The sequence below is a fragment of the Mycobacterium sp. DHQP2018-32-09 genome, assembly GCF_058148405.1.
The window spans coordinates 1-24,758 of sequence record NZ_JBYVYK010000031.1 but is presented as its reverse complement, the minus strand read 5'-3'; the positions used below and the strand labels follow the sequence as shown (position 1 = coordinate 24,758).

Below are 24,758 nucleotides of genomic sequence, written 5' to 3'. Positions count from 1 at the left end.
GAGGCACCGTGAACCCGAACGTCACCCGCAGACTGCGGCAGGTGCGGCGCTACTGGTGGGTGGTGGTCGGGGTGAGCCTGCTCGCGACGCTCACGGCCGTCCCGCTGCTGCGGGCGCAGCCGACGTATGCGGCCACCTCGACGCTGGTGCTGTCGTCGCCGAACCGCAATCCGCTCGAGGACGCGTCGATGATCACCGGCTACGCCACGGTGTTCAACGATCCCGCCACCATCGACCGGTTGACGTCCCAATACGGCCTGGACGCGCCCGCGACCTACGAGGCCCGGATGGTCGGTGCCAGTCCGATCCTCACCATCGAGGCCGTCGCGAAGGACCCCTCGGTGGCCCAGGACGCGGCGATGAAGATGGCACAGGCGTTCACCACCGACATCAACGGCGTCCGGGAACGCCGCAACGCCAAGTCGATCCAGGACACCCAGCGGCAGCTCGACGGCCTGCTCGCCGCTCCGGGTCCGGAAGCCCTGATGAATCCGCTGATCCCGGTGATCCAACAGCGGCTGGACGTGTTGCGAGCCGACACCACCGACCAGGTGCAGGAGCTGCAGCCGCGCGGTGGTGTCACCGAGGTGAAGTCCAAGGTCATGACCGAGCTGATCCTGCGGGTCGGCGCCGGGCTGGTGTTCGGCGTCCTGGCCGCCGTCGGGTTGGCGACGTGGTCGACTCGGGTCCGCACCCCCGCCGACCTGTCCGACAAGACGGGCGTCGACGTGCTCGCCGACCTGCCCGAGGGCGGGTCGGCCCACCACGATCTGGAACGGCAGCGCGGCCTGCGCAGAATCGTCGATCTCGTGGAGCTGCAGGACGTTCCGGCGTCGACCGTGGTCGCCGTCGCCGACGCCGGAGGTGCGCGGGCGGCCCAGGACCTGGCCGAGGCCATCGCGACGCTGACGGCGCAGCGTGGTACTCACACGGTGCTGGTCTACACCGACGCCACCACGGCATCCCCCGATCTGGTACCCGGCTTCAACGACGCACTGACCGACCCCAGGCTGGTCGAACGGGCGCTGCAGGAAGGGCCCCTCGACGCGCTGCGGGTGATGTCCCTGGGGACGGCGAGCCCCGACCGCCACCTGCGCGTCAGCCGGGATCGGGTGGCCGCGGTGATCACCGAACTGCGGGCGGGCGCGGAGACCGTCGTGATCGCCGCGCCATCGCTGGCGGATGCCATGGACGCACAACAGATCTGCGCCGCAGCCGACGTCACCGTGCTGGCGGTGGACAAGCACCGCTCCCGCGCGACGGGCGTGACGGCGGCGGTGGCGGCCCTGACCGAGGGCCGCGCCGCACTGCTGGGTGCGGTCCTGGTCTGCAGCCGCAAGCCGGCCAAGGCCGGGTGGATCGCCAGCATGCAGCGCCGCACCGATTACGCCGAGAGCCCAGGCGGACGCCGATGACCACCATGTCTGCGCTGCGGGGCGCGGCCGCGGTACGTCCGTCGCGAACGGTCCGCCCGACCGCCGTACTGACCGTACTCGTGGCCGCAGGGTTGCTGGTGACGCTGCCGTCGCTGTCCGGAACGCTGATCCTGGCCGGGGCGATCGCGCTCGTCCTGGGCCTCTGCGCGCTGGCCAGCCCGGTGCTGTCCGTCGTCCTGCTGTTGATTGCCATGTTCCTGCGGCTACCGGTCAAGGCGATGGTGACGCTGCCCGTCGAACTCTTCCTGGCCGTGTTCGCCTGCGCCGCGGTGGCGACACTGCTCTGGCTGGACCGCACGGACGTCCGGCTGCGCGGTATCGGGCCCATCGGCTGGGCCATGGCCGTGTACGTGGCCTGGAACGGCTATTCGATGCTGACCGCCCACCGCTATCCGGCGACGGACGTGGTTCTCGCCCAGGACGTCTCGGTGCCGCGGCTGATCGTCATCGGCATCGTGATCCCGTTCGCGATGTTCGTCGCTGGACGCTACGTCTTCGACCGCGTGTCCGCGGTGCGCGCGCTGCTGTGGACCATCCTCGGGATCACCGCGTACTCCGCGGCCGTGAGCATCATGCCCTTCGTGGGACTGTCCGCCTACGTCTGGCCGCGCTACGCCGCCGTGGTGGAGAAGCCTGCGTGGGTGGGACGCGCCGTCGGCTTGTTCAACCAGCCCGTCATCAACGGCATGGTCCTGGCGGTCGGTTTCGCGACGGCCATGCTGGTGCTCAGCCGGCGCAGCGAGGCGCGATGGCAGCGGATTCTCGCCTGCGTCATCGGGGTGGCCGCAGGCGTCGGGCTGTACGAGACCCGAACGCGCGCCGCATGGCTCGGCGGTCTCGCCGTTCTGATCATCGGAGCGTTGCTGGCCAAGGGCGTGCGGGCGTGGTACGTCACGGTGCTCGCCGCGTTGGCCGCCCTGGTGGCGGCCAATTGGACCACCTTCACGAGCTCCGACCGGGAGGCCGGCGGGGTGGGCTCGCAGGCCGAGGTCGAGTCCCGGCTCAACGACATCCAGACCGCGATGTGGGCCTTCGAGCGAAAGCCGTTCGCCGGCTGGGGCATCGGACGCTTCCAAGCCGTGAACTCGTACTTCCACCAGCAGTGGACGCCCGCCACGGACTGGAGCGCGGGCTGGGGCGAGGTGTCTCACCAGAACGAGTTGGCCATCCTGGCCGAGTTGGGTCTGATCGGGCTTCTTGCCTGGCTCGCGGTCCTCCTGCTCATCGCCCATCGGCTGTGGCACGCCTATCGGCAGTTGGACGCGCACGAGCTGTGCGGTCAGCCGCTGGTGGTGCTGGCCGTCATGGCCGTGGCCATCCTGGTATGCGCCGGGATGACCGTGGATCTACGGTACTTCGACTCGTCGACCACGATCATCTTCCTGATCGTCGGCGTGGCGGTCGGATGGGCCGACCGGCGGGTCGCGGCAGCCGGGGGAGGAACCCGATGACCGGCCGTCCACTGCGGATCTCGTTCGTCGTGCCCGATCTGATGGTCGGCGGCGCGGAGCGTCACGTGGTCACGCTGCTGCCACGGATGGACCCGCAGAGGTTCCAACCGTCGGTGGTGTGCCTCGGCGAGGAGGGCGGCCTGTTCGCCGACCTGACCGCCACCGGAATCCCGGCCCGCGCCCTGCACCGGGGGGACAAGCGGCAGGCCGGGCGCGCACTGGTCGAACTGACGTCGATCATGCGGAGGGAACGCCCCGACGTCGTGGTGGTCCGGGGCTACAGCGCAGAGACGCTGGGGCGGCTGGCCGCGCGTGCGGCCGGTGTGCCGCACACCGTGATGTGGGTGCACAACATCGGGGACCCGACACCGCGGGGCAACGTCCGGAGGTTCGTCGACGCTCGGCTGTCGGGCTGGACGAGCGCCTACTTCGGTGTCGCCGAGGCCCAACGGCGCTATCTGACCGACGATCTCGGATATCGAGCCGACAAGATCCGCATCATCCACAACGGTGTCGATCCGGCGCTCTTCGACGCCCGGGGCGATCGCGACGTGCTCGGCGAGTTCGGCTGGTGCGCAGGCGACCCCACCGTCGCGATCGTCGCCGAGTTGAGTCCGATCAAGGACCACGCCACGTTGCTGCGCGCGGCCCGGTTGGTCGTGGACCGGCTACCGCGGGCCAGGTTCCTCGTCGTCGGCGACGGTGCGTGCCGCACCGACCTGGAAGCCATCACGCGCGACCTGGGACTCGTGCCGAACGTGCACTTCACCGGGATCCGCCGGGACGTGGCGCGGCTGCTCGGCGCCGTCGACGTCTTCACGTTGAGTTCGACTACCGTGGAGTGCTTTTCGATCGCGCTGCTGGAGGCGATGGCGTGCGGTCGACCCGCGGTCTGCACCGCCGTGGGAGGCATTCCCGAGATGATCGACGAGGGTCGTACCGGCCACCTGGTGCCGCCCAGCGATCCCCGGCTGCTCGCGGCGCGACTGCTGGACGTGCTCGGCGACCCCGTGACCGCGCGGCGCATGGGTGCGGCCGCCCGCCGCCGCGTCGAAGACGAGTTCAGCCTGGACCGCAGCGTCACGCTGGCCGAGCAGGCCTTCGAGGACGTCGCCGGCGTGCGGTACGCCACCGCCGGACGGAGTTGAGATGCCACGCCACGTACTGATTCTCGTCGAGAACCTCTCGGTGCCCTTCGATCGACGCGTCTGGCAGGAGAGCCGCGCGTTGGTGGACGCCGGTTACGCGGTGACGGTGATCTGCCCCGTGGGCGCGACCGTCGACCGCGAGCGCGACGTCGTGCTCGACGGCGTCCGGATCCTGCGATATCCGCTGCACGCCGCCACCGCGGGACCCATCGGCTACCTGCGGGAGTATCCGCTGGCCCTGCTGCACACGGCGCGGCTGGCGCTGCGGGTACGCCGCACCGCACGCATCGACGTGGTGCACGCGTGCAACCCACCCGATCTGCTGTTCCTCGTCGCGCTGTTGCTGCGGCCGTTCGGAGCCCGCTTCGTCTTCGACCACCACGACCTCGGACCCGAGATGTACCTGTCGCGCTTCCCCACCGGGGGTCGAGCGCTCTACTGGATGACCCGGCTGGTCGAGCGGCTCACCTTCGCCAGTGCCGACGCCGTCATCTCGACCAACGAGAGCTATCGCCGCATCGCGATCGAGCGCGGCAAGGTGGCCCCCGAGAACGTGTCGGTGGTCCGCACCGCACCCGATCTCAGTCGATTCATTCACCGACCACCGGATCCCGAGCTGCGCCGGGGCAAGCGTCACCTGTTGGCGTACCTGGGCGTGATGGGTCCCTCCGACGGTGTGGACTACGCCGTGCGTGCCCTGCACCTGCTCCGCCACCAACTCGGTCGCGAAGACGTGCACTGCATCATGATGGGGTCCGGCGACACGTTCGACCAACAGGTCGCGCTGGCAGCCGAATTGGGTCTGTCGGACGTGGTCGAATTTCCCGGCCGGGTATCCGACGAGTTCGTCCAGCGGTGCCTGTCGACGGCCGACGTGTGTCTGGCGCCCGACCCCCACAACCCCCTCAACGACGTGTCGACGATGAACAAGATCGTCGAGTACATGGCGATGGCACGGCCCATCGTGTCGTTCGACCTCACCGAGGCGCGGGTGTCGGCCGCGGGCGCGGCGGTGTACGTGCCCGGCAACGACGAGTTGGCGTTTGCCACGGCGATCGACGAACTGCTCGACAACCCGAGCCGCCGTCGCGAGATGGGGGACGTCGGGTACCGCCGGGTCGCCGGCGACCTGTCCTGGGACGTGTCGCGGCGCGCCCTCCTGAGCTGTTACCACCGACTGCTCGGCGAACCCGTCGAGCAGTCCACCCCGGAGACGACCAGCGATCTCCAACGGACGGAGGCGATGTGAAGCAAGCCATTCAGAACCTGAAGACCGGCGAGGTCACGGTGGCGGAGGTGCCCCCGCCGCGGCTGCACCGCGGCGGGGCACTGGTGGCGACGGTGTCGTCGCTCATCAGTGCGGGCACCGAGCGCAGCAAGATCGAGCTGGGGGAGAAGAGCATGCTCGGCAAGGCGCGAGCCCGCCCCGAACTGGTGGGCCAGGTGCTCGACAAGGCGCGCCAGGACGGGCTCAAGGAAACCTACCGGACGGTGATGCAACGGCTGGAGTCCCCGAATCCGTTGGGCTACAGCGCTGCCGGCCGCGTGCTCGCCGTGGCCACCGACGTGCCCGGGATCGCGGTGGGCGATCTGGTCGCCTGCTCGGGCGCCGGACACGCCAACCACGCCGAGGTGAACTTCATCCCCAAGCACCTGCTGGCGCCGGTACCCGACGGCGTGAGTGCGGATCAGGCTGCGTTCGGCACGCTGGGATGCATCGCGATGCACGGCGTGCGGCAGGCCGATCTCGGCCTCGGTGACCGGGTGCTCGTCATCGGTCTCGGTCTGGTGGGTCTCGTCGCCGCACAACTCGCGCGCGTCGCCGGTGCCCGGGTGTTCGGCACCGACCTCGACCCCGCCGCCTGCGCGCTCGCCGAGCGGCTGGGCGTCGAACGCGCCGTCGCCCGCCACGACGGCGTCGAGGCCGTCGTGGACGCCGCCACCGACGGCGCCGGCGTCGATGCCGTGCTGATCTGCGCCGCCGCGGCGTCCAACGACCCCATCGAGTTGGCGGCACGACTCGCCAGGGACCGGGCGCGGGTGGTCCTCGTCGGGCACGTGGGACTGACCTTGCCTCGGGACCCGTTCTACGACAAGGAGATCGCCCTCCGTTATTCGCGGTCCTACGGGCCGGGACGCTACGACCCCGCCTACGAGGAGCACGGCCACGACTACCCGCTGGGCTACGTGCGCTGGACCGAGCAGCGAAACCTGGGGGAGTTCCTGCGCCTCGTCCGCGACGGCCGGGTGGACGTCGACACGCTCACCACGCATCGCTTTCCGGTGGACGCGGCAGCCGACGCCTACGCCCTCATCTCCGGGAAGCAGCCCGTCGCCGACCGCCCCATCGGCGTGCTGCTGCAGTACCCCGACAGCGCCGGCGCCGGTGCCCGTCACCGCGTCGAGGTCGACACCGCGCCGCGGCCGCGGACCGATCGCATCCGGTTGGCGATGGTGGGTGCGGGCAACTTCGCCACCCGGGTGCTGCTACCTGCCCTGACCGCCACCGGCCGCGTGACGCCCGGCGGCATCACCACCTCCAGTGGCGCCACGGCGCGTCGCGTTGCCGAGACCTACGGGTTCGCCTACGCCACCAGCGACGCCGAAGCGCTCATCGCAGACCCGCAGACCGACGCCGTCGTGATCGCCACCAGGCACGACTCCCACGCCGCGCTCGCGGCGCGGTCCCTGCGCGCGGGCAAGGCCACCTTCTGCGAGAAGCCGCTCGCGACGACGTGGGAGGGACTGGAGGACGTGGCGGCGGCGTGGGCCGACAGCGGGGCTCCGCCCCTGCTCGTCGGCTTCAACCGGCGTTACTCCCCACTGATCGCGAACCTTGCGGCCGAGTTGCCCAGCGGCGTGCCGCGGGTGGTCATCGCCCGCTGCAACGCGGGTCGGTTGCCCGGCGATCACTGGATGCGCGACCCCATCTCGGGCGGTGGCCGCATCGTCGGCGAACTCTGCCACTTCCTGGATCTGGCCTGTGCGCTGGTGGAGGGCCACCCGGTGCGCGTGTCCGCGGACGCCATCGCCTCGCCGGATCCCGCCGAACTGGCCGACACCGTGGTCGTCCAGGTGACGTTCTCCTGCGGTTCGGTCGCGAGCCTGCAGTACCTCGGCAACGGCGACCCCAGCATCCCCAAGGAACGCGTCGAGGTGTTCTGCGGCGGCGTCGTCGGGGTCGTCGACGACTTCTTCGGACTCCAGATCGGCAAGGGCGGCAAGCAGACCCGCACCCGCGGTCGGCGTCAGGAGAAGGGACACCGCGAGGAGATGGCGGCGTTCGTCGAGTTGGCCACCGGCGTCCGCGACGCACGTGCCGCCGCGGAGGCCGCCTTCTGGTCGAGCGCGTTGACGTTGCAGGTGCCGCTGGCCCTGACCGAACGGCGGGCCGTCGAGGTCGACCTCCCGGTGGCGCTGGGCGGCCGGGGCGCGGCCGCGGGCATGGTGACCGTCGAGGGCGGGTCGTCGTGACCGCCGGCCGGCCGGCGACGGTCGGGCTCGTCGGCCCCTTCCCACCGCCCTACGGCGGCATGGGCGTGTACTTCGCATCCCTGGAGGCCGGGCTGACGCGGGCGGGCCTGACGGCGCTGCGCATCCCGGTGCCCTACGCCGCGCTCGGCGGTTGGCGGCGTCAGCTCACCCGGCTGCTGGTCTTCGCGCGCGCCGCGCTGGTCGTGCTGCGCGCACGGCCCGACGTGGTTCATTGCGTGACGGGCAGCCAGCCCAACCTGCTCGGCAACGTGCTCCCGCTCGTGGCCGCGCGGGTGGTGGGTCGCCCCAGCATCCTGTCCGTCGCCGGTGGCGAGTTCCCCACCGCCGTCAGCGGATACCGGGGAGTGCGCCGACGGCTCGTCCGCTTCATCCTCACCCGGCCGCGTGTGGTGGTCGCGTGCACCCCGGAGATCGCCGATGCGCTGCGCGCGATCGGCGTTGCCCCGTGGCACGTCGTCACGCTGTCCAATGCGCTCCCGCCGGACCTCGATCCGCGCGCCGACCAGCGCCTGCCTGCCGAGGTCGAGGACTTCGTCACCGCCCACGACCCGGTGCTCGCTTCGACCAGCGGCTGGTTCGACTACTACGGCAGCCAGGACCTGGTGGCGGCCGTGCGCACCCTGCGGGCCGCGTACCCCCGGATCGGGCTCGTCCTCGCGGTCAAGAGTGGTGGGGACGCCGCCTTCCGCGCTCGGTTCCTCGCGGGGCTCGGCGACCTCGCCGGTCACGTGCTGGTCCGCGAGGACGAGGCGGCGGTCTGCGGGATCATGCGCCGCGCCGACGTCTTCGTGCGCACACCGCACCACGAGGGCGACGCCATCTCGGTCCGCGAGGCGTTGGCCGTGGGCACCCCGGTCGTGGCCAGCGACGTCGGGTTCCGGCCGGCCGGTGTCGTCCGGTACCGCCCCGCCGACGCGGCGGACCTCGCCGATCGGCTGCGCGACACGTTGGCCCGCGACGGCGGTGGTGACGGTGTCGGCCCAGTCGGCCCAGTCGGCACAGTCGGCGCAGTCGGTGCCGTCGTCGATGCGGCCGAGGGCGATCGCAATCTCGAGGTGCTGCTGGGCACCTACCGCAGCCTCGCCGCGGCGCGCCAGGGCTCCCGGCTGGCCTGGTACGTGGGGCGCGCCGCGACCATGTCACCGCGCGAATTCCTCTGGCGCGCCCGTCGGGTGGGGGAAACCGTGACCCACCGTGACGGTCTGCGCGAACGGTCGGACGCCGCCGTGCTGGGGCGGCGCGACGCGGACTGGGACGTTCTGCTGCAGCGCTTCCGCGCAGGCGACGGGCGACCGGTGCTGCTGGACCGGGAGCGCGCCCACCGCCTCGCCGACCGGCATCCGCGACGCGCCGACGCGCTCCTCGCCCGGGCCGACCAGATCATGGCGGGACGGCACGCCTACTTCGGCTACCCGGCCGTCGACGTGGGCACCGTCGTCGACTGGAACCGCGATCCCCGCACCGACTACGACTGGCCTGCCATCGCGGCCGCGCGGATCGACCACCGCGTCGCCGGCAGTGACCCGAAGTGGATCTGGGAACTCAACCGACTGCAGCACCTCCTCGTGCTGGCGCAGGCATGGCTGCTCACCGGCGACGACCGCTACGCCGAGCGCGCCTTCGAGCATCTGGACTCCTGGCTGGAGCAGAACCCGGTGGGCATCGGGATCGCCTGGCGGGGCGCGTTCGAGGCCGGGATCAGAGCCATCTCGGTGGCCGTCGCCCTGCAGGGGCTGCGCGACTCGGCGGCACTCACCCCGCAGCGGTACCGCCGGATCGTCCGGATGCTCGACGCCGGTGCCCGGTACTGCTGGCAGGGGCGTTCGCGGTTCAGTTCGGCCAACAACCACCTCGTCGGCGAACTCGCGGGTTTGGCGACCGTGCATCGCTTCTTCCCCGAACTCGCCGTCCCGGCACGGTCGTACCGGCGTGCGATCGTCGAGCTGGAGGGCGCAGCGGACCGGCTGATCCTGCCCGACGGCGCGGGCGCCGAGCAGTCGGCGTCCTACCAGGTGTTCACCGCGGAGCTGTGTGCACTGGTGGCGCTGTGGGATCGGATGTCCGGCACGGACCCGTCGCCGGTGCTGCTGGCCGCCGTGCGACGGAGCGCACGGTACCTGGTGACCGTGGTGGGCTCCGGCGATCCCGACCCGCGCTACGGCGACGACGACGACGGCTTCGCGGTGCGGCTCGGTCCGCAGGAGCGTCGCACCGTCCGGGGCCACCTCGGCATGGTTGCCGCGATCACGGGTGCCGCCGACGCTCTGTGCTACGGCGAATCCAGTTGGGAGGCAGCCTGGTTCGCCGACGCGCTGGCTGGTGATCTCGACGGGCTGGGTGCGGGCGTGACGCGCGGCGACACGGTACCGGGGGGCCATGCCCCGCACGGCGGTCTCGTGGTGTTGCGGCCCCGCGCCACCGGACGCCCCACCCCGCGCGTCACGATGGACGTCGGACCGCTCGGCCACGGTTCGACGGCGGCGCACGGGCATGCCGACGCCCTGGCCGTCACCCTCGCCTGCGCGGGCCGCGATCTGGTGGTCGACCCCGGAACGGGCAGCTACTACGGCAACCCGGCGTGGCGCACGGTGCACCGCGGCACCCGCGCCCACCCCACGGTGTGTGTCGACGGCGTGGATCAGTCGGTGATCGGCGGGCCGTTCTACTGGAGCCGCCAGGCGCACGTGACCGTGCACGCGGTCGACGTCGAGCGCGGCATCGTGGACGCCGAACACGACGGATATCGGCGACTGCACGATCCGGTCGGCCACCGCCGGTGGCTGATCGCCGGGCCGACGGCGCCCACCGTGATCGTGGTCGACCTGCTCGAGGGCGCCGCCGTGCACGACGTCGCGCTGTCCTGGCCGCTGCACCCGGAGCTGGACTGGATCCCCACCCCGGACGGCCACCTGGTCGACCGCGACGACACGCCGGCGCTGCAACTGTGTCATGCCGCGACGGCGCCCATCGACCTGCGGCAGGTGCGTGCGGACACCGACTCCGGGCTGGGCTGGTGGTCGGATCGGCTGGAGGCCAGGACGCCGGCGTGGCTGCTCGGCGTGCACGCGCGAACCGAGCTGCCGCTGGCCCTGCTCACGCTGCTGCGCGCCGACGACGCGGAGACCATCGGCGAGCCCACCATCGTCTGCAACGGCACCCTGCTGCACGTCGGCTGGACCGAAGGCGGCGTCGGCCACGCCCTGACCATCGACACCACGAGACCCGGGGCCGTCACCTACGCGCCCACGTCAACCCCTTCGAGATTGGTGAGTGAATCATGAACCAGCTACCGCGCTCGGTGAGCCTGTTCGGTCTGGGATACGTGGGTTGCGTGAGCGCGGCGTGCCTCGCCGCGCGCGGCTTCCACGTGGTGGGGGTCGACGTGAACGCCGAGAAGATGGCGGCGCTGCGCGACGGGCGGTCACCGGTCGTCGAGGAGCGGATCGGTGACCTCACCGCCGCCGTCGTGGCCGCGGGCAGCCTCGTCGTCCGCGACGACCCGCGCAGCGCCGTGTTGGACACCGACGTCTCGCTGATCTGTGTCGGCACGCCGTCCACGTCCGGAGGCGGCCTGTCGACCCGCTACCTCGAGGAGGTGACCGCGGACATCGGCGCCGCGTTGCGGGACAAGTCCGGATGGCACGTGGTCGTGTTCCGCAGCACCATGGTGCCCGGAACCTGTGAGGACACGCTGATCCCGCTGTTGGAGCGGACGTCCGGCAAGATCGCCGGGGTCGACTTCGGCGTGTGCGTGAACCCCGAGTTCCTGCGTGAGGGCACCAGCGTCCGGGACTTCGAGGACCCGCCGAAGACCGTGGTGGGCGGCACCGACAAGGCCAGCAGGCGGACGGTGCTGGCGCTCTACGACGGTCTTCCCGGTCCGCGGTTCGAAGTGCCGATTCGGGTGGCCGAGATGACCAAGTACGTCGACAACAGCTTCCACGCCCTCAAGATCGGCTTCGCCAACGAGGTGGGTGCGTTGTGCGCCGCGCTCAAGTTGGACTCGCACGCCGTCATGGACGTCTTCGTCGCCGACACCAAGCTCAACATCAGCCAGGCCTACCTGCGGCCGGGCTTCGCATTCGGCGGCTCGTGCCTGCCCAAGGACCTGCGGGCACTGACGCACACCGCGCGTCGCAACGACGTGGACCTGCCGCTGCTGTCGAACCTACTGACCTCCAACGAGGTTCATCTGCGCCGCGCCCTCGATCTGGTACTCGCAGACGGCCGGCGCAAGGTGGGCGTCTTCGGGTTGTCGTTCAAGTCCGGGACCGACGACCTGCGCGAGAGCCCGATGGTGGAACTCGTCGAACGGCTGATCGGCAAGGGCTACGACGTCCTGATCCACGATGCCAACGTGGTGCTGTCGCGCCTCGTCGGCGCCAACCGGACCTACATCGACGAGCGGCTGCCGCACATCGGCGACGTGCTGACCGACGACGCCGACGAGGTGCTCGCCCACGGTGAGGTGGTGATCGTGGGGTCGCGTTCCCCGGAGGTCGTCGACGCCCTCAGCCGGCTGCGACCGGACTGCCTCCTGATCGACCTGGTGCGGCTGCCGAATGCCGAGCGACTCCGGGGCAGGCCCAACTATCAGGGCATCGGTTGGTGATGACCGCGGGAATCGACAGGGCTGCAGGAGGTCTCACCGGCGTCCTGAAGCGGGGCGTGGGGTACTCCGCCGTCGGCGTCGTGGTGTGCCAGCTCGCGGTCGTCGTCCAGACCATCGCGCTGGGGCGCATCCTCGGACCGGCCGAGGTGGGTGTCTTCACGGCGGGCTCGGTCCTGTCCGGCTTCCTGCTCGCCTTCACCCAGAGCACGCTCGCGCAGGCCCTGGTGCAGCGCGACGGCGACGTGGAGGACGCGGCGAACACGGTGTTGGTCGTGACGTTCGCGACCGGGCTGGTGCTCGGGGTCGGCGTGCTGCTGGCCTCGCCGGTGATCGGTCGCCTGTTCCACGACCCCCGGGTGGGGCACGTGTCGGCGGCGACGTCGGGACTGGTGCTGCTCTACATGTGCGTGAGCGTGCCCGAGGTGCTGATGCAGCGGGACTTGCGCTTCAAGCAGCGCATGGTCATCCAGCCCGCGGCCAAGATCGCGTTCACGGTCGTGTCGATCGCGTTGGCGGTCATGGGTTTCGGCGCGTGGTCCCTCGTCGTCGGGTCGTACGCCTCGATCGTGGTGCTGCTGGTGCTGAGCTGGTGGATGGCCAGGTGGCGGCCGTTCCGCGGACGGTTCTCGTTCCGGCTGTGGCGCGAGCTGGCCGGCTTCTCGTTCCCGCTGCTGCTCGACCACGTCGCCACCGGCATCCGGGAGACCTTCCAGCAGGTGCTGCTGGGCCGCCGACTCGGCACGGCCGACCTGGGCCAGTACCGCTACGGCTCACAGATGGCGGCCATGCCCGCCATGGCGGTCGTCGAGGTGTTCGGGTACGTGTTGTTCCCGGCATTCACCCGGGTCGCGGCGGATGCCGTCCGGTTCCGCGAGGCGTTCCTGCGGGCGCTGGGCTGGACGTGGTTCGGGGCGCTGCCGCTCGGGGCGCTGCTGGTGGTCTTCGGACAGCCCGTGGTGGTCCTGCTGCTGGGCGACGCGTGGCGTCCGGCGGGGTCGGCGGCCATGGCCATGGCGGGCATCGCCGTGGGAGCCGCGCTGCAGGCGCTCGGCGTCACCGCCATCAAGGGTGCGGGGCGGCCCTCGCTCGTGAACTGGCTCAGCGCATTGGGTTTGGGACTGCACATCCCGTTGGTGCTGCTGCTGTTGCCCTACGGACTGGTGGGCGTCGGCATCGGGTTGTCGGCGACGTATCTGAGCTGCGGCGTCGCCGCCGTGCTGATCGCGCGCGCCGTCGTCGGCTCCTCCTACCGTCAGGTGTTGGACAGCGTGCTGCCGACCACGGCGGCAGCCGTCGTGGCATTCACCCTGGTGTTCGGCCTCGAGCACGCCGTCGTGCGCTCCGACCGTTACGTCGAGCCCGTGGGGTTGTGCCTGGTGCTCGCGGAGGGCGCGGCGTTCGTGGCGGTGTACCTGGCCATGCTGCGGGTGGTGGCCCCGACGCGTTGGCGCTCGGTGCGCGGCGTCGCGACCGCGGCGGCCACGGCGTTCGTCGCCGCGGTGGGATCGACCAGACGGGGGAACGGGTGATGGGGTTGAACGTCTTGATGATCGGTACGTACCCGGTGGAAGCCGGCGTGATTCGCGGTGGCGTCGAATCGGCAACCAGCACACTGGTTCCCGCGCTCGCCGCGCGGGACGACGTCGACTCCGTGACGGTGCTGCGGTTCCACCACGGCGAGGCGCCCGTGCCATCGCGCCAGGAGTCGCCCAAGGTGCGGATCCATTACGTGCGTGGGCAATATCGCTGGCGGATGCTTACCGGTGCGTTCCTGGACGTGCGCAAGGCACGGGCCATGGTGGCCGCGCTGCGCCCCGACGTGATCCACGGACAGGAGATGGGCATCAACGGTGACATCGCCGTGCGGTGCAGCCCCCGCGCCGTCGTCACCGTCCACGGCATCACCTACGTCGAGACGCATCTGTACCACGCGGCGGGCTGGCGGACCACGCTGCGGGCGCTGCTGGCCCGCCGACTCGCCGCCCGCGTCCTCGGGCGGGCGAAGGTGGTGATCTCGATCTCCCGCTACGACGCCGACGAACTCGCGCCCCTGGTTCGGGGCACGCGCTTCGGCATCGCCAATCCGGTCGCTCCCGAGTTCTTCGCGCTGGCCCCCGCGGGTCCCACCGCGCCGCGGCTGCTGTTCGCCGGCGGCCTGATCCCGTTGAAGAACCCCCTGGGACTGGTCAACGCGATGGCCCGGGTGCGCCAGACCATCCCGGATGCCGAACTGGCGCTGATCGGACCGCAGTCGGATGCCGCCTACCTCGACGAGATCCGCGACCGCGTGGCCGCACTGGGATTGACCGACTGCGTCGAGATCGTCGACCAGGTGGCAAGTGACCGCCTGCGCACCGAGATCGCGAGGGCCCGCGCCGTCGTGCTGTTCTCGCGACAGGAGAACGCGCCCACCATCGTCGCCCAGGCCATGGCAGCCGGCACCCCGGTGGTGGCCAGCCGCGTGGGCGGCATCCCGGAGATGGTCGAGGACGGTCGCAGCGGGTTCCTCGTCGACTCCGGAGACGAGGCCGCGCTCGCCGCTCGGTTGACGGCCGTGCTCGCCGACGCCGAGCTGAGCGCGCGCATGGGGCGGCGCGGCCACCAGATCGCGACCGAGCGCTTTGCCCCGGCGGCGATCGCCGAGCAGACCGTCATGGCCTACCGCGCGGCCATGGGAACGACGCTCCACACGGGGGTGGAAGGGGTGGTGGAAGGGGTGCGCAGCGATGTCCGATGACGCCAATGACGATGCCTCGCAACTCACGTGGCGGGCAAGGGCCAGGGAGTGGCTCGCGCGCCTGCTGTGCGTGGCGGGTGTTCCCGTTGTCTCGCGCTGGCGCCGGCGCGGACGGCTGGCCATCCTGATGTACCACGGTGTCGAGGCGCAGCCGGCCTCACCGCCGTGTAGCTACGTGCTCGACGCGGCCACGCTGCGTCGGCAGCTCACCTACGTCCGACGGCACTTCACGGTGCTGCCCCTGCACGAAGCCGTCGAACGGATGCGCGCGGGCACGCTGCCGCGTCGGGCGGCGGCGCTGACGTTCGACGACGGCACGCGAAACCTGCTGACCCACGCGGCACCGGTGCTTCGTGATCTCGGGTTGCCCGCCGCCGTCTTCCTGGCCACCGGGCCCATGGGCACCGGTGAGGCGCTGTGGCCCGATCGGCTGTGGCTGGCCTTCGCACGCACCGGAAACGACGACGTCGACCTCGACGACCTCGGCCTGGGACGGTGGCGGCTGCGTACGGCGACCGAACGCACGACCGCGCGCGAGGCCGTGGTGGACCGGCTCAAGCACGTGGACGACGAGCGCCGGCTGGACCTCGTCGAGCGTGTCGTCGAGCGCCTGGGGGTCGACACCGACGCGCGCGGCACGCCCTTCGAGATGCTGTCGTGGGACGACGCGCGGACACTCGCCGGCGACGGATCGGTGGCGCTCTACCCGCACACCGTGACCCATCCGATCCTGTCGCGGTGCCCGGATGCGAAGGTGCGCGACGAGATCGCCGCGTCGGCGGCGTGCCTCCGGCGCCAGACGGGTGCTGCGCCGGCGGTGTTCGCGTACCCGAACGGGGGAGCCGACGACTTCGATCAGCGTGCCCGCGACGCCGTGCGGGCCAACGGCATGGACTGGGCGCTGTCGACCACCAACGGTTTCGCCGACGCCACCAGCGATCCGCTGGCGTTACCGCGTGTGGGCATCGCCAGCCAGCACTCCTACGCGGTGTTCCGTCTCAAGGTGTCGGGCGTGCACCGATGACTCACCGCAGCGTGCTGCACGCCACGCCGCGCACCGACGGTGGCCGCGCCTCCCGGGCACGCCTCGCGAGCATGCCTGCGTGGGGCTGGGCGGTCCTGGTGGCCGTCCTGGTGGCCGTGGTGGTCCTGGCGAGCAGGCTGCCGTTGCTGGGCCACGGTTACGGCGGTGATCCGGACGCGTGGCGGGCCATGTGGGCGGCGCAGCGCTTCCTGGAGACGGGGGTGTACCGACCCTCGCGCGTGCCGGGGTTCCCGCTGCCCGAGTTCGTCGACGCGGTGATGCTGCAGGTGGGGCTGGGCTCGAGCCTGGCGGTCGGGATGGTCTCGGCGGTGCTGTCCGCGGTGGCGGCCGCGCTGTTCGGTTGTCTGCTGCTACCGCTGGGCCGCGGGCGGGCGACGGCAGGGGCCCTGGCGCTGGCGTTCACCCCGGTGGTCTACGTCGCGAGCCTGGGTGCCATGGACTACGTGTGGGGCCTGACGTTCTTCCTGGCCGCCACGCTGTGCGTGACCGCCCGTCGGATCGGTTGGGCCGCAGTGCTGCTGGGACTGGCGGTGGCATCGCGGCCGACCTACGCGCTCGCGTTCCTGCCGCTGGCGCTGCTGCTGGTCGACGTCGAGCCGGCGCGGTTGCTGCAGGCCCGCGTCTGGCGACGACTGGCCACGTTGGCGGTGGGCTCGGGCGTGGTGGCACTGGCGTTCTTCGTACCCGCCTTTCTCACGGTGGGCTTCGTGCGGCCCACGGTGTACGGCACGTGGGTGGATCTGTTCGCGAACGTCTCGATCCAGTTGTTCGGCATCGCAGGATGTCTCGGGGTCGTCGGTGCGGTGGTGTCGGCATGGTCGAACGCGCGCCGGGGCGTGCCCGTCGAGCGGAGTCGCGCGATGGACGGGTGGGCGATCACCGTCATCCTGATGTTCGGTGCCGCGTTCGCCTATCTGCCCGACGAAGCCTCGTATCTGATCCCGGCCCTGACGGGCCTGTACTGGTTGCTGTGCCGATATGCGGGGCGCTGGATGCCGGCGGTGCTGGCCGCGTCACTGCTGCTGTCGTGCTTCGTCGGTGGCGTGCGGCACCACGGCGAGGGCGTGCGGGTGGCACCGGCAGGCCCAGTGATCCACGACCTCGAGGTCCAGGCAGAGCACCGCTGCGTGGCGGCGGTGGTCGCGCGGGCCCTACGCGAGCATCCCGGGAGCTACGCCGTCGTGGGGTCGCTGCGGCCCCAACTGCTGTGGGAGGTGGGCAGGCCGCTGTCGGACCGACTCGTCGAGACCGTGCGTCCGGGCCCCGACGGGCAACTGGTGGACCCCGAGGCGACGGGGGTCCCCGCCGCGGCACGCCTGCTGCTCCTGGACCGCGCCGCCGAGCAGCAGGCCCAGGCATGGCCCCCGCCTGCGGAGCGGGTGATCCCGCTGGACTCGTCCGGGCAGTGCACCGAGGCCGGTTAGCGGCCGGTTGGAGGCCGGTCAGATGCCCGCCTCGGTGGGAGCGCAACGGAACCCGCTGTGGTACACCACCCCGGTGGGACCGATCCCGTTCTGCCGGTAGTAGCCCTCCTTGTAGTAGACGAACGAGGGGGAGCCGCCAGGGACGAGGGTGCGCCCGCGGTAGGTCTGCGAGCCGTCGGCGAAGGTCTGCCGAACGCCGTTGTGCCACAGTCGCACGAAACCGTCGTCGTCCGACGGTGACCACCGCACCTGCATGCGGACGTCATGCCACGTGCCGACGGCCAGCGGAGTGCTGAACAGTGCCACCTGGCCCAGGTAACCACCGGGGAAGGATTGCCGGTCGGCGATCAGGGTCCACTCGCCGTTGCGGAAGCTGGTGCTCCAGTTGATCGGTGGGGATCCGGCGTTCGAATCGCCGTGCCACTGGTTGGTCAATCCCCACCCGAGGTCGGCGTGGTTCGTGGGGAACGACGGGTCGAACATCGTCGAGAAGCCGTACCAGGCTTCCTGGCCGTCGGTGGCGACGGTCTGGTCGCTGCTGACCTCGGAGCGCTCCCCGCCGCCGAAGGGGGGTACGTCGCCGGTACGCACCTCGAACCGGGCCGCCTCACCGTGGCTGGGATCGGCGACGATGGTCGCCGAGTACGTGCCGGGGAAGTCGCGGCCGTCGACGTTGTACCCGCGGCACTGCACCCACCACTGGCTGAAGTCCCCGGTGCGGTAGTCGCCGACGAACGCCGCGGCATCGGTCTTGGCGATGGGGGCTGCGTCGCCGCGCGGTGGTGCCGGTGATGGCGCGGCGGTGGTCGGGGGCGAGTCGGCGCCGTGGCGTGCCGGGGCGCACCCCGCGAGCAGCACGGCGGCCGCCAGCGACCACCGGCCGAAGTCCCGCCGCCCGAGGCGGGCCTCTCCCGGGAGGGATTGTCTCGAAGTACGTCTCGTCATCGTCACCCGTTCGTCAGCAGCCGGGCTGCACGATGGCCCGCACGTAGCCCGCGGTTTGGTAGAGGTATTCGAACGACCAGCGCAGGCCGGAGATGCGTTCGTCGCTCGCCACGACGATCAGGGCGCCGTCGAAGCATTGCTGCAGGACGTAGCGGGCCCGTGACACGTGCGGCCGGAACGTGACCACGATGACGGTGCGCCATCCGTATTCGCCCGCCAGTCGGCGCAATTCGCGGCCCTCGCCCTTGGTGGTCGCGGGATCCGGGCGGAAGCACCGCACCGTCACCGCGCCGTGCGGGGCGCCGCAGAAGGCGGTGAGCTTGGGATCGTCCTGCGGATCCGGGTTCGAGATCACCAGGTTGGGGGCCCAGCCCTGCGCCGCCAGCGCGAACGCAAACGGGTACCGCACGTGGTGCGGCCCGCTGAGCACGAGGATTGCGTCTGCCCGTCGTAGTTCGTCGATCTGCGGTCGCACGTACACCGGTATGCCTGCAGCCGACACGCCCGCCGAGATGCAGAGCAGTGTGGCAAGGCATCGCAGGACGCTCACCATCCCGCTTCCCGGACGAGAGTCTGCTGCGTGCGGGTGACGACGTCGGCGACGTAGCCCACGAACTCCGGCCCCAGCATCGTGTCGGTCGTACAGCCGTCGGGCCCCACGAACGTCGCGCAGGACCTCACGTGTCCGGCCCAGTGCAGCGGTCGGGCCCACGCACGGACCCAGGCCCGGTTGGGGACCACGATGTCGAGGTGGCATTCCAGCGACGGCGGGTCGTACGACCTGGCCGCTCGCAACGTCACCTTCTCCAGGGCCGCGCGGCGCTGCCGTGTGACGTCGGGCGGGGTGCGGTGGCGCCGGTCGCGCAGTCGCTGCCTCACGTGGCCCGCGAGCCGGCGCGCGGGTGTCCGACGCACCGTCTCGATGCGTTGACGCGCGGCGTGCATGCCGAGGTGGCCTGCGGCACGCACCATTCCGGTCGCCCGGTAGGCCGCGCAGTACGGTGCACCGAACAGCAGCAGCCGAGTGACCGGGACGCCGGACTCGACGAGTTGGTAGGCCGTTTCGAAGGCCGTCGAACCGCCGGCGCAATAGCCGGCGACGGTCACCGGACCGGTGGGCCGAAAGGCGCGGATGTGATCGGCGAAGTACTCGGCGACGTCCTGAACCCGGGGCAGGGGAGGTCCGGCTCCGTCCAGACCGGGTGGCTGCAGACCGTAGAACGGCTGGTCGCCGCCGAGGCTCTGGGCCAGCCCACGGTAGGTGAAGACGTCACCGTTGTGCCCGCCGACGGCGAAGATCGGCGGACGGGTGCCGGAGGACCGTAGGGGCACGATGGCGTGGAGATCGGTGGAGAGTCGCCGGGCCTCGCGCAGGAAGGCCACGACGTCCGACTTGCGCCGCGCCAGGTCGCGCTTGTGCTCGTCGGTGAGCACGCCGACGGGTGCGTCGAAACGCAGTTGGTCGCCGTGCAACTCGACGTGCACGTCCAGGCTGGCCAGCTCCGCCAGTAGCCGCCCGACGGTCACAAGACGAACTCCTCGCGTGCCATCCGGTCGTCCATCCGGTCGTCGTCCGAGTCCCGACGGTGCGTGGCCGCCGTCCACGTGAGCGCGTCGATGGCCAGGGCCAGTCCCTCTGGCGTCGACCGTTCGAACAGGTTGCGCATCGACAGGCGCACCCCCGTTCGATCGCTGAGCTTCGTCATGACCCGTGTCGCCGACAGCGAATGGCCACCCAGGTCGAAGAAGTCGTCCAGAACCCCGATGTCGCCGCGGTGCAGGACCTCGCTGAAGACGGCCACCACCAGCTCCTCACTGCGGGAGCGGGGATCGACCGCCGCGCGCGGACGGCGCCCGCTGGTCTCGGGCGCGGGTAGCGCCGCGCGATCCAGTTTCCCGTTGGCGTTGCGAGGCAGCGCATCGACGGTCACGAAGTGCGTGGGCACCATGTATTCCGGCAGCCGCGTCCGCAACGTCCCCCGCAACGCCGCGTCCAGCGCGTCGTGGTCGCCGTCGGCGACCAGGTAGGCGATCAGGCTCGTCTGCCCGTCGGCATCCTTGCGGGGCACCACGGCCACCTGACGGACGTCGGGGTGCTCGGCGATGGCCGCCTCGACCTCACCGGGCTCGACGCGGAACCCGCGGATCTTCACCTGCTGGTCGACGCGACCGAGGTACTCGAGGTCGCCGTCGTCGAGCCGGCGCACCACGTCGCCGGTGCGATACATCGTCCCCGCGTGGAAGGGGTTGGGCAGGAATCGTTCTGCCGTCAGTTCGGGCCGCCCGAGATATCCGCCGGCGACGCCGTCCCCGGCGACGAAGAGTTCGCCGGGCACACCGTCGGGGACCGGGCGCAGTCGGTCGTCGAGGACATAGCACCGGAGGTCGGGAAGCGGGACGCCGATGACGCTGCCCCCCGACAGGTCGGCACGGGTGATCGGCCGGTAGGCGGCGTACACCGTGGTTTCGGTGGGGCCGTACATGTTCACCAGCTCCGGCGACGCGTCGCCGTGGCGGTCCATCCACGGTGTCAGGAGGTGGGGTTCCAACGCCTCGCCCACGAAGATCACCGTGCGTAGTGCCGTGGCCTGCGGTGCGGCGGCGTCGGCCTCGGCCAGGGACCGGAACGCGGTGGGAGTCTGGCACAGCATGGTCACGCCCTCCCGGCGCAACACGGCGTGCAGCTCCACGGGATCTCGGCTCGTGTCCTGCGACACCACGACGAGGCGCCCACCGGTCAGCAGCGCGCCCCACGTCTCCCAGACCGAGATGTCGAAGGAGTAGGAATGGAACAGCGCCCACACGTCGTCGGTCCCGCACGGGAACCACGGTGCGGTGGCGGCGAACAGCCGCATCACGTTGTGGTGGGTGATGGGCACGCCCTTGGGCGTGCCGGTGGACCCCGAGGTGTACATCACGTAGGCCAGGTCCCCCGACGTCGGGAGCGGCGCGACGGAGGCGGTCGCGGGCAGCGGCTCGTCCAGGGACAGGCACCGCACCCCGAGGGCCGCCAGCCGGCCGGCCAGCGCCCGCCGCGTCAGCACGATCCGCGCCCCCGCGTCCTGGACCATGAACGCGGCGCGATCCGGTGGGTGCACGGGATCCAGCGGCAGGTAGGCGGCTCCGGCCTTGAGGATTCCCAGCATGCCGACCACGACGTCGGCGGTGCGCTCGACACGCAGCCCCACGACGTCTCCGTCCGTCACGCCCAGCTCGCGCAACCTGCTCGCCAGTGCCGACGTCCGGCGGTCGAGTTCGCCATAGGTCAGCTCGACGCGTTCGGTGCCCGTGCCGGCCGTGACGGCGACGGCGTCGGGGGTGGCCGCAGCCTGGCGCATGAACCCGCCGTGCAGCGTGCGGTCGCGGCACGCGACGCTCGTGGCCGGTGTGCCGACGAGGGCCGCGCGTTCCTCGGCGTCGAGCGGATCGAGATCGCCCACCGTGGTCACGGTGCCACCGGCCAACTGGGACAGCAGGTTCACGACGTGGCCGAGCATGCGAGCCATCGCCGCGTCGGTGAAGCGTTCCGTCGAGTACTGCAACCGCAGCAGCATCTCGTCGTCCCCGTACGCCAGCAGCGTCAACGGGAAGTTGGTCTGACCGGCGTACTCGAACCTGCGGCCCGGCATGTCGATGAACGAGTCGAGCGTCTTGTGGTCGTAGACCACCACGCTCTCGAACAGCGGCGTGCCCCTGGCGACGGAACTGCAGCCGTGCACGGCGGCGAGTGAGGTGTGTTCGTAGGGGCGAAGCGCCACCTGGCGCGCCCGCAGCGTCTGCAGCAGCGATCCGATCTCGGCGTCGTCGTCGACCGTCACGCGCATGGGAAGGGTGTTGATGAACAGCCCGATGCGCACGGCGGTCTCGTCGGATCCCGTCCACCGCCCGGTGCGCGTCGCGCCGAAGACCACGTCGGATTCTCCGCCGTACCGCCGCAGCAGCACGGCCCATGCCGCCTGCAGCATGGTGTTGACGGTCACGCCCCACCGGGCGGCGGCGGCGCGCAGCCGGTCGGAGTCGTCGCGGGAGAGTCTGCGCTGGACGGTGCCGAACGGGTCGGCGCCGCGCTGGGTCACGCCCGGGGCGCCGAGCCCCAGTGACGTCGGGGCCTCGAGCGTCTCGAGGTCGGCGCGCCAAAACCGCTCTGCGGCAGCCTGATCCAGGGTTCGCCGCCACACGATGTAATCCCGGTAGGGCCGGGCCGGCGGCAGCTCGACCGACTCGCCGCGCCGCGCCGCGTCGTAGAGCGCGAACCACTCGAGGAGCACGACGAACGAACGGCCGTCGCCGAGCAGGTGGTGCCACGTCCACAGCACGCGGGACCCACCGCCGGGACAGTGGGCGACGAACAGGCGCATCAGGGGCGCCTCGGACAGGTCGAAGTCGTCGCGACGGTCGGCGCGCCGGTGAACCTCGAAGCGCTGCCGTGCCGCCTCCGGTTCGAGGTGACGCCAATCGGCGACGGTGGCGGCCAGCTCGACCTCGGCCAGCACCTCCTGGCGCGGCTCGTCGAGGTCGCGCCAGCGGAACCTGGTCCGCAAGATGGGGTGTCGTTGCATGACGGTGCGGAACGCGTGCTCGAACGTCGGCACGTCGATCTCGTCGCGGGTCTCGATCGTGATCTGCTCGACGTGTACGCCCAGGCCCGGCGTGCTCAGGGCATGGAACACCATGCCCTGCTGCAACGGCGACAACTCGTAGGCGTCGATGATCGTCACGGCGCCGTCCGTGCCCTTCGCGTCGTCCACGTGTCGCCCCCCTGCGATCGGCATCCCCGAACGCCGAGATTACTCAATCGCCCTATCCGGCACCAGGTTTGCCGAGTCCACCGAGGAGCCATCTTTGGTCCGCCGCGGCCTGAATCGTCATGGATCCAGCGAACTAGTTCCCCAGATCCACGCGGGGTTCCTGCCGAGTGCCTAGTCCGGGGAGGGGATCGAAGTTCGCTCCCATGACCCATGTGCCGAGGTGACGCGAGCGTCGATAGTGACACGGTCGACTCGGTCCGTGGGGGACGGTGTCGAGCCGATCGCGGCGGACACCGCGATGCCGGACACGCCGCCTGCCGGGGTCGGACAGGCTGCTCGAACGAGGAGGTTTCCGCCGTGGTCACTCATCAAGCTCGCCGAACCCGACACGCCCGCAGCACCGGAGCGTCGGCTCGTCGACTCGTCGTCACCGGGGTCACGGGAGCGGCCGTGGTGGGCGCAGGTCTGCTGCTGGCTTCGTCTCCGGATGCCACTGCCGCACCCGCGCCCCGCGCCGTCGACGTACGACTCACCACGTCCGAGTTCGCCTTGAGCCCAGTGGGTCTCACGTGCGCTCCGCTGGCCGACTGTGGCCTGCTCGGGGGCGCGGCGGGGACACCGGGTACGCCGCAGAAGCCCACGCCCACAGCGCTCGCGGTGGCGGTCGCGACCATGCCGTTCCGCCCGATGATCGGACCGGGCGGCTGGTTGATCGGCGACGGGTTGGACGCCGCCGCCGACTGCGTGGGTGCCGCGTGCAACGGGGGCAACGGGGGCCTGCTGTGGGGCAACGGGGGCCGGGGTGCCAACGGCGGCGTCGGTGGCAGTGCCGGTCTGCTGTTCGGCAGCGGCGGTGCGGGCGGCAACGGCGTCGACGCCGTCTACGACGCCGAGGGCCGCCTGGTCTCGGCGGCGACCGCAGGCGGAAATGGCGGTAGCGCAGGTCTTTTCGGTAATGGCGGCGCAGGGGGACGGGGCGGCGACGACGTCCAGTCCACCAAGCCCGGCGATCCCACCACCGCCACCGGCGCCGCAGGCGGCGCCGGTGGGCGGGGCGGCCTGGTGACGGGTACGGCGGGCAACGGTGGCCGGGGTGGCGATGCGCAGTCGGCCAACGGCGACGCCGTCGGCGGACGCGGGGGCAGCGGCGGCGCGTCGGCCGTCGGGAACGCCGGGGCGGGCGGTAGCGGAGGCAACGCCGAGACCCTGGAGTCCGGCTTCACGGCCACCGGCGGCGACGGCGCCGACGGCGGCACCGCGATCGTCGGTCACGGCGGCCGCGGTGGCGACGCCGGACACGGCAGCGCCGAAGGGGGTGCGGGGACCGGAGGTGCCGGGGGCAACGGCGGAAGTTCGGTCCTGGTGGGATCCGGCGGCGGCGGCGGCGCGGGCGGCGACAGCATCAACGAGGCGCCCGCGGGCAGTGGATCTACCGCCACCGGTGGCTCCGGCGGCACGGGGGGTCGCGCCGGGGGCATCGCGGGTAGCGGCGGCGCCGGCGGTCAAGGGGGTTATGCGGCCTCGGCGCACGGCAATGCGACGGGCGGAACGGGTGGCGGCGGCGGGGACGCGACCGTCGGCAACGGCGGTCGTGGTGGTGACGCCGGCAACGCCGTGTCGAACGGCACGGGGACCACCGCCTCCGGTGGCAGCGGCGGTGCGGGCGGCAACTCGGCGGTCGGGACCGGCGGCCGGGGTGGCACCGGCGGCGACGGCG

Annotated in this window: 16 protein-coding genes; 12 read left to right on the top strand and 4 right to left on the bottom strand. The window is 71.4% G+C overall.

All coding sequences use genetic code 11. From position 1 onward, the window contains the following. Positions 1 to 8 precede the first annotated feature (8 nt). From AC30CM_RS16125 to AC30CM_RS16075, 11 genes are read left to right on the top strand one after another with little or no spacing between them, the layout of a single operon-like run. Entirely contained in the window at positions 9 to 1,415 is a 1,407-nt protein-coding gene (locus tag AC30CM_RS16125; RefSeq protein ID WP_490117905.1) for a hypothetical protein, read from the top strand. Continuing rightward, positions 1,412 to 2,887 carry an O-antigen ligase family protein gene (locus tag AC30CM_RS16120; RefSeq protein ID WP_490117904.1) on the top strand — a complete coding sequence of 492 codons (1,476 nt, stop codon included), beginning with the start codon at positions 1,412 to 1,414 and terminating at the stop codon, positions 2,885 to 2,887. The genes AC30CM_RS16125 and AC30CM_RS16120 overlap by 4 nt, the downstream gene beginning before the upstream one ends. Continuing rightward, positions 2,884 to 4,035 (top strand): glycosyltransferase, encoded by a 1,152-nt coding sequence (locus AC30CM_RS16115; protein ID WP_490117903.1) that lies wholly within the window; start codon positions 2,884 to 2,886, stop codon positions 4,033 to 4,035. The genes AC30CM_RS16120 and AC30CM_RS16115 overlap by 4 nt, the downstream gene beginning before the upstream one ends. Position 4,036: 1 nt before the next feature. Then, positions 4,037 to 5,284 carry a glycosyltransferase family 4 protein gene (locus tag AC30CM_RS16110; protein WP_490117902.1) on the top strand — a complete coding sequence of 416 codons (1,248 nt, stop codon included), beginning with the start codon at positions 4,037 to 4,039 and terminating at the stop codon, positions 5,282 to 5,284. Next, the gene (locus AC30CM_RS16105; RefSeq protein ID WP_490117901.1) at positions 5,281 to 7,509 is read left to right on the top strand and encodes a bi-domain-containing oxidoreductase; all 2,229 of its coding nucleotides are present in this window, start codon (positions 5,281 to 5,283) and stop codon (positions 7,507 to 7,509) included. Before AC30CM_RS16110 ends, AC30CM_RS16105 begins: the two co-directional genes overlap by 4 nt. Further along, the gene (locus tag AC30CM_RS16100; RefSeq protein WP_490117900.1) at positions 7,506 to 10,811 is read left to right on the top strand and encodes a heparinase II/III domain-containing protein; all 3,306 of its coding nucleotides are present in this window, start codon (positions 7,506 to 7,508) and stop codon (positions 10,809 to 10,811) included. Before AC30CM_RS16105 ends, AC30CM_RS16100 begins: the two co-directional genes overlap by 4 nt. Beyond that, positions 10,808 to 12,142, top strand: a complete 1,335-nt coding sequence (locus tag AC30CM_RS16095) for a nucleotide sugar dehydrogenase (RefSeq protein ID WP_490117899.1) — start codon at positions 10,808 to 10,810, stop codon at positions 12,140 to 12,142. Before AC30CM_RS16100 ends, AC30CM_RS16095 begins: the two co-directional genes overlap by 4 nt. Further along, positions 12,142 to 13,671: an oligosaccharide flippase family protein gene (locus AC30CM_RS16090; protein ID WP_490117898.1), complete on the top strand. Its 1,530-nt coding sequence runs from the start codon at positions 12,142 to 12,144 to the stop codon at positions 13,669 to 13,671. Before AC30CM_RS16095 ends, AC30CM_RS16090 begins: the two co-directional genes overlap by 1 nt. Then, positions 13,671 to 14,879, top strand: a complete 1,209-nt coding sequence (locus tag AC30CM_RS16085) for a glycosyltransferase family 4 protein (protein WP_490117897.1) — start codon at positions 13,671 to 13,673, stop codon at positions 14,877 to 14,879. The genes AC30CM_RS16090 and AC30CM_RS16085 overlap by 1 nt, the downstream gene beginning before the upstream one ends. Beyond that, entirely contained in the window at positions 14,869 to 15,903 is a 1,035-nt protein-coding gene (locus AC30CM_RS16080; RefSeq protein ID WP_490117896.1) for a polysaccharide deacetylase family protein, read from the top strand. Before AC30CM_RS16085 ends, AC30CM_RS16080 begins: the two co-directional genes overlap by 11 nt. Beyond that, the gene (locus tag AC30CM_RS16075) at positions 15,900 to 17,348 is read left to right on the top strand and encodes a hypothetical protein (protein WP_490117895.1); all 1,449 of its coding nucleotides are present in this window, start codon (positions 15,900 to 15,902) and stop codon (positions 17,346 to 17,348) included. The genes AC30CM_RS16080 and AC30CM_RS16075 overlap by 4 nt, the downstream gene beginning before the upstream one ends. A gap of 18 nt (positions 17,349 to 17,366) precedes the next feature. Here AC30CM_RS16075 and AC30CM_RS16070 read toward each other — a convergent pair whose 3' ends face one another. From AC30CM_RS16070 to AC30CM_RS16055, 4 genes are read right to left on the bottom strand one after another with little or no spacing between them, the layout of a single operon-like run. Next, positions 17,367 to 18,293 carry a polysaccharide lyase family 20 protein gene (locus tag AC30CM_RS16070; protein WP_490117894.1) on the bottom strand — a complete coding sequence of 309 codons (927 nt, stop codon included), beginning with the start codon at positions 18,291 to 18,293 and terminating at the stop codon, positions 17,367 to 17,369. Positions 18,294 to 18,306: 13 nt separating this feature from the next. Next, on the bottom strand, positions 18,307 to 18,846 hold the full coding sequence (locus AC30CM_RS16065) for a YdcF family protein (protein ID WP_490117893.1): 540 nt from the start codon (positions 18,844 to 18,846) through the stop codon (positions 18,307 to 18,309). Further along, positions 18,840 to 19,820: a thioesterase domain-containing protein gene (locus AC30CM_RS16060; protein WP_490117892.1), complete on the bottom strand. Its 981-nt coding sequence runs from the start codon at positions 19,818 to 19,820 to the stop codon at positions 18,840 to 18,842. Before AC30CM_RS16060 ends, AC30CM_RS16065 begins: the two co-directional genes overlap by 7 nt. After that, positions 19,817 to 23,041, bottom strand: a complete 3,225-nt coding sequence (locus AC30CM_RS16055; protein WP_490117891.1) for a non-ribosomal peptide synthetase — start codon at positions 23,039 to 23,041, stop codon at positions 19,817 to 19,819. Before AC30CM_RS16055 ends, AC30CM_RS16060 begins: the two co-directional genes overlap by 4 nt. A 357-nt stretch (positions 23,042 to 23,398) precedes the next feature. Between AC30CM_RS16055 and AC30CM_RS16050 the strand changes: the two genes are divergently transcribed. Continuing rightward, the coding region (locus tag AC30CM_RS16050) for a hypothetical protein (RefSeq protein ID WP_490117890.1) at positions 23,399 to 24,758 on the top strand (1,360 nt) is incomplete at its 3' end.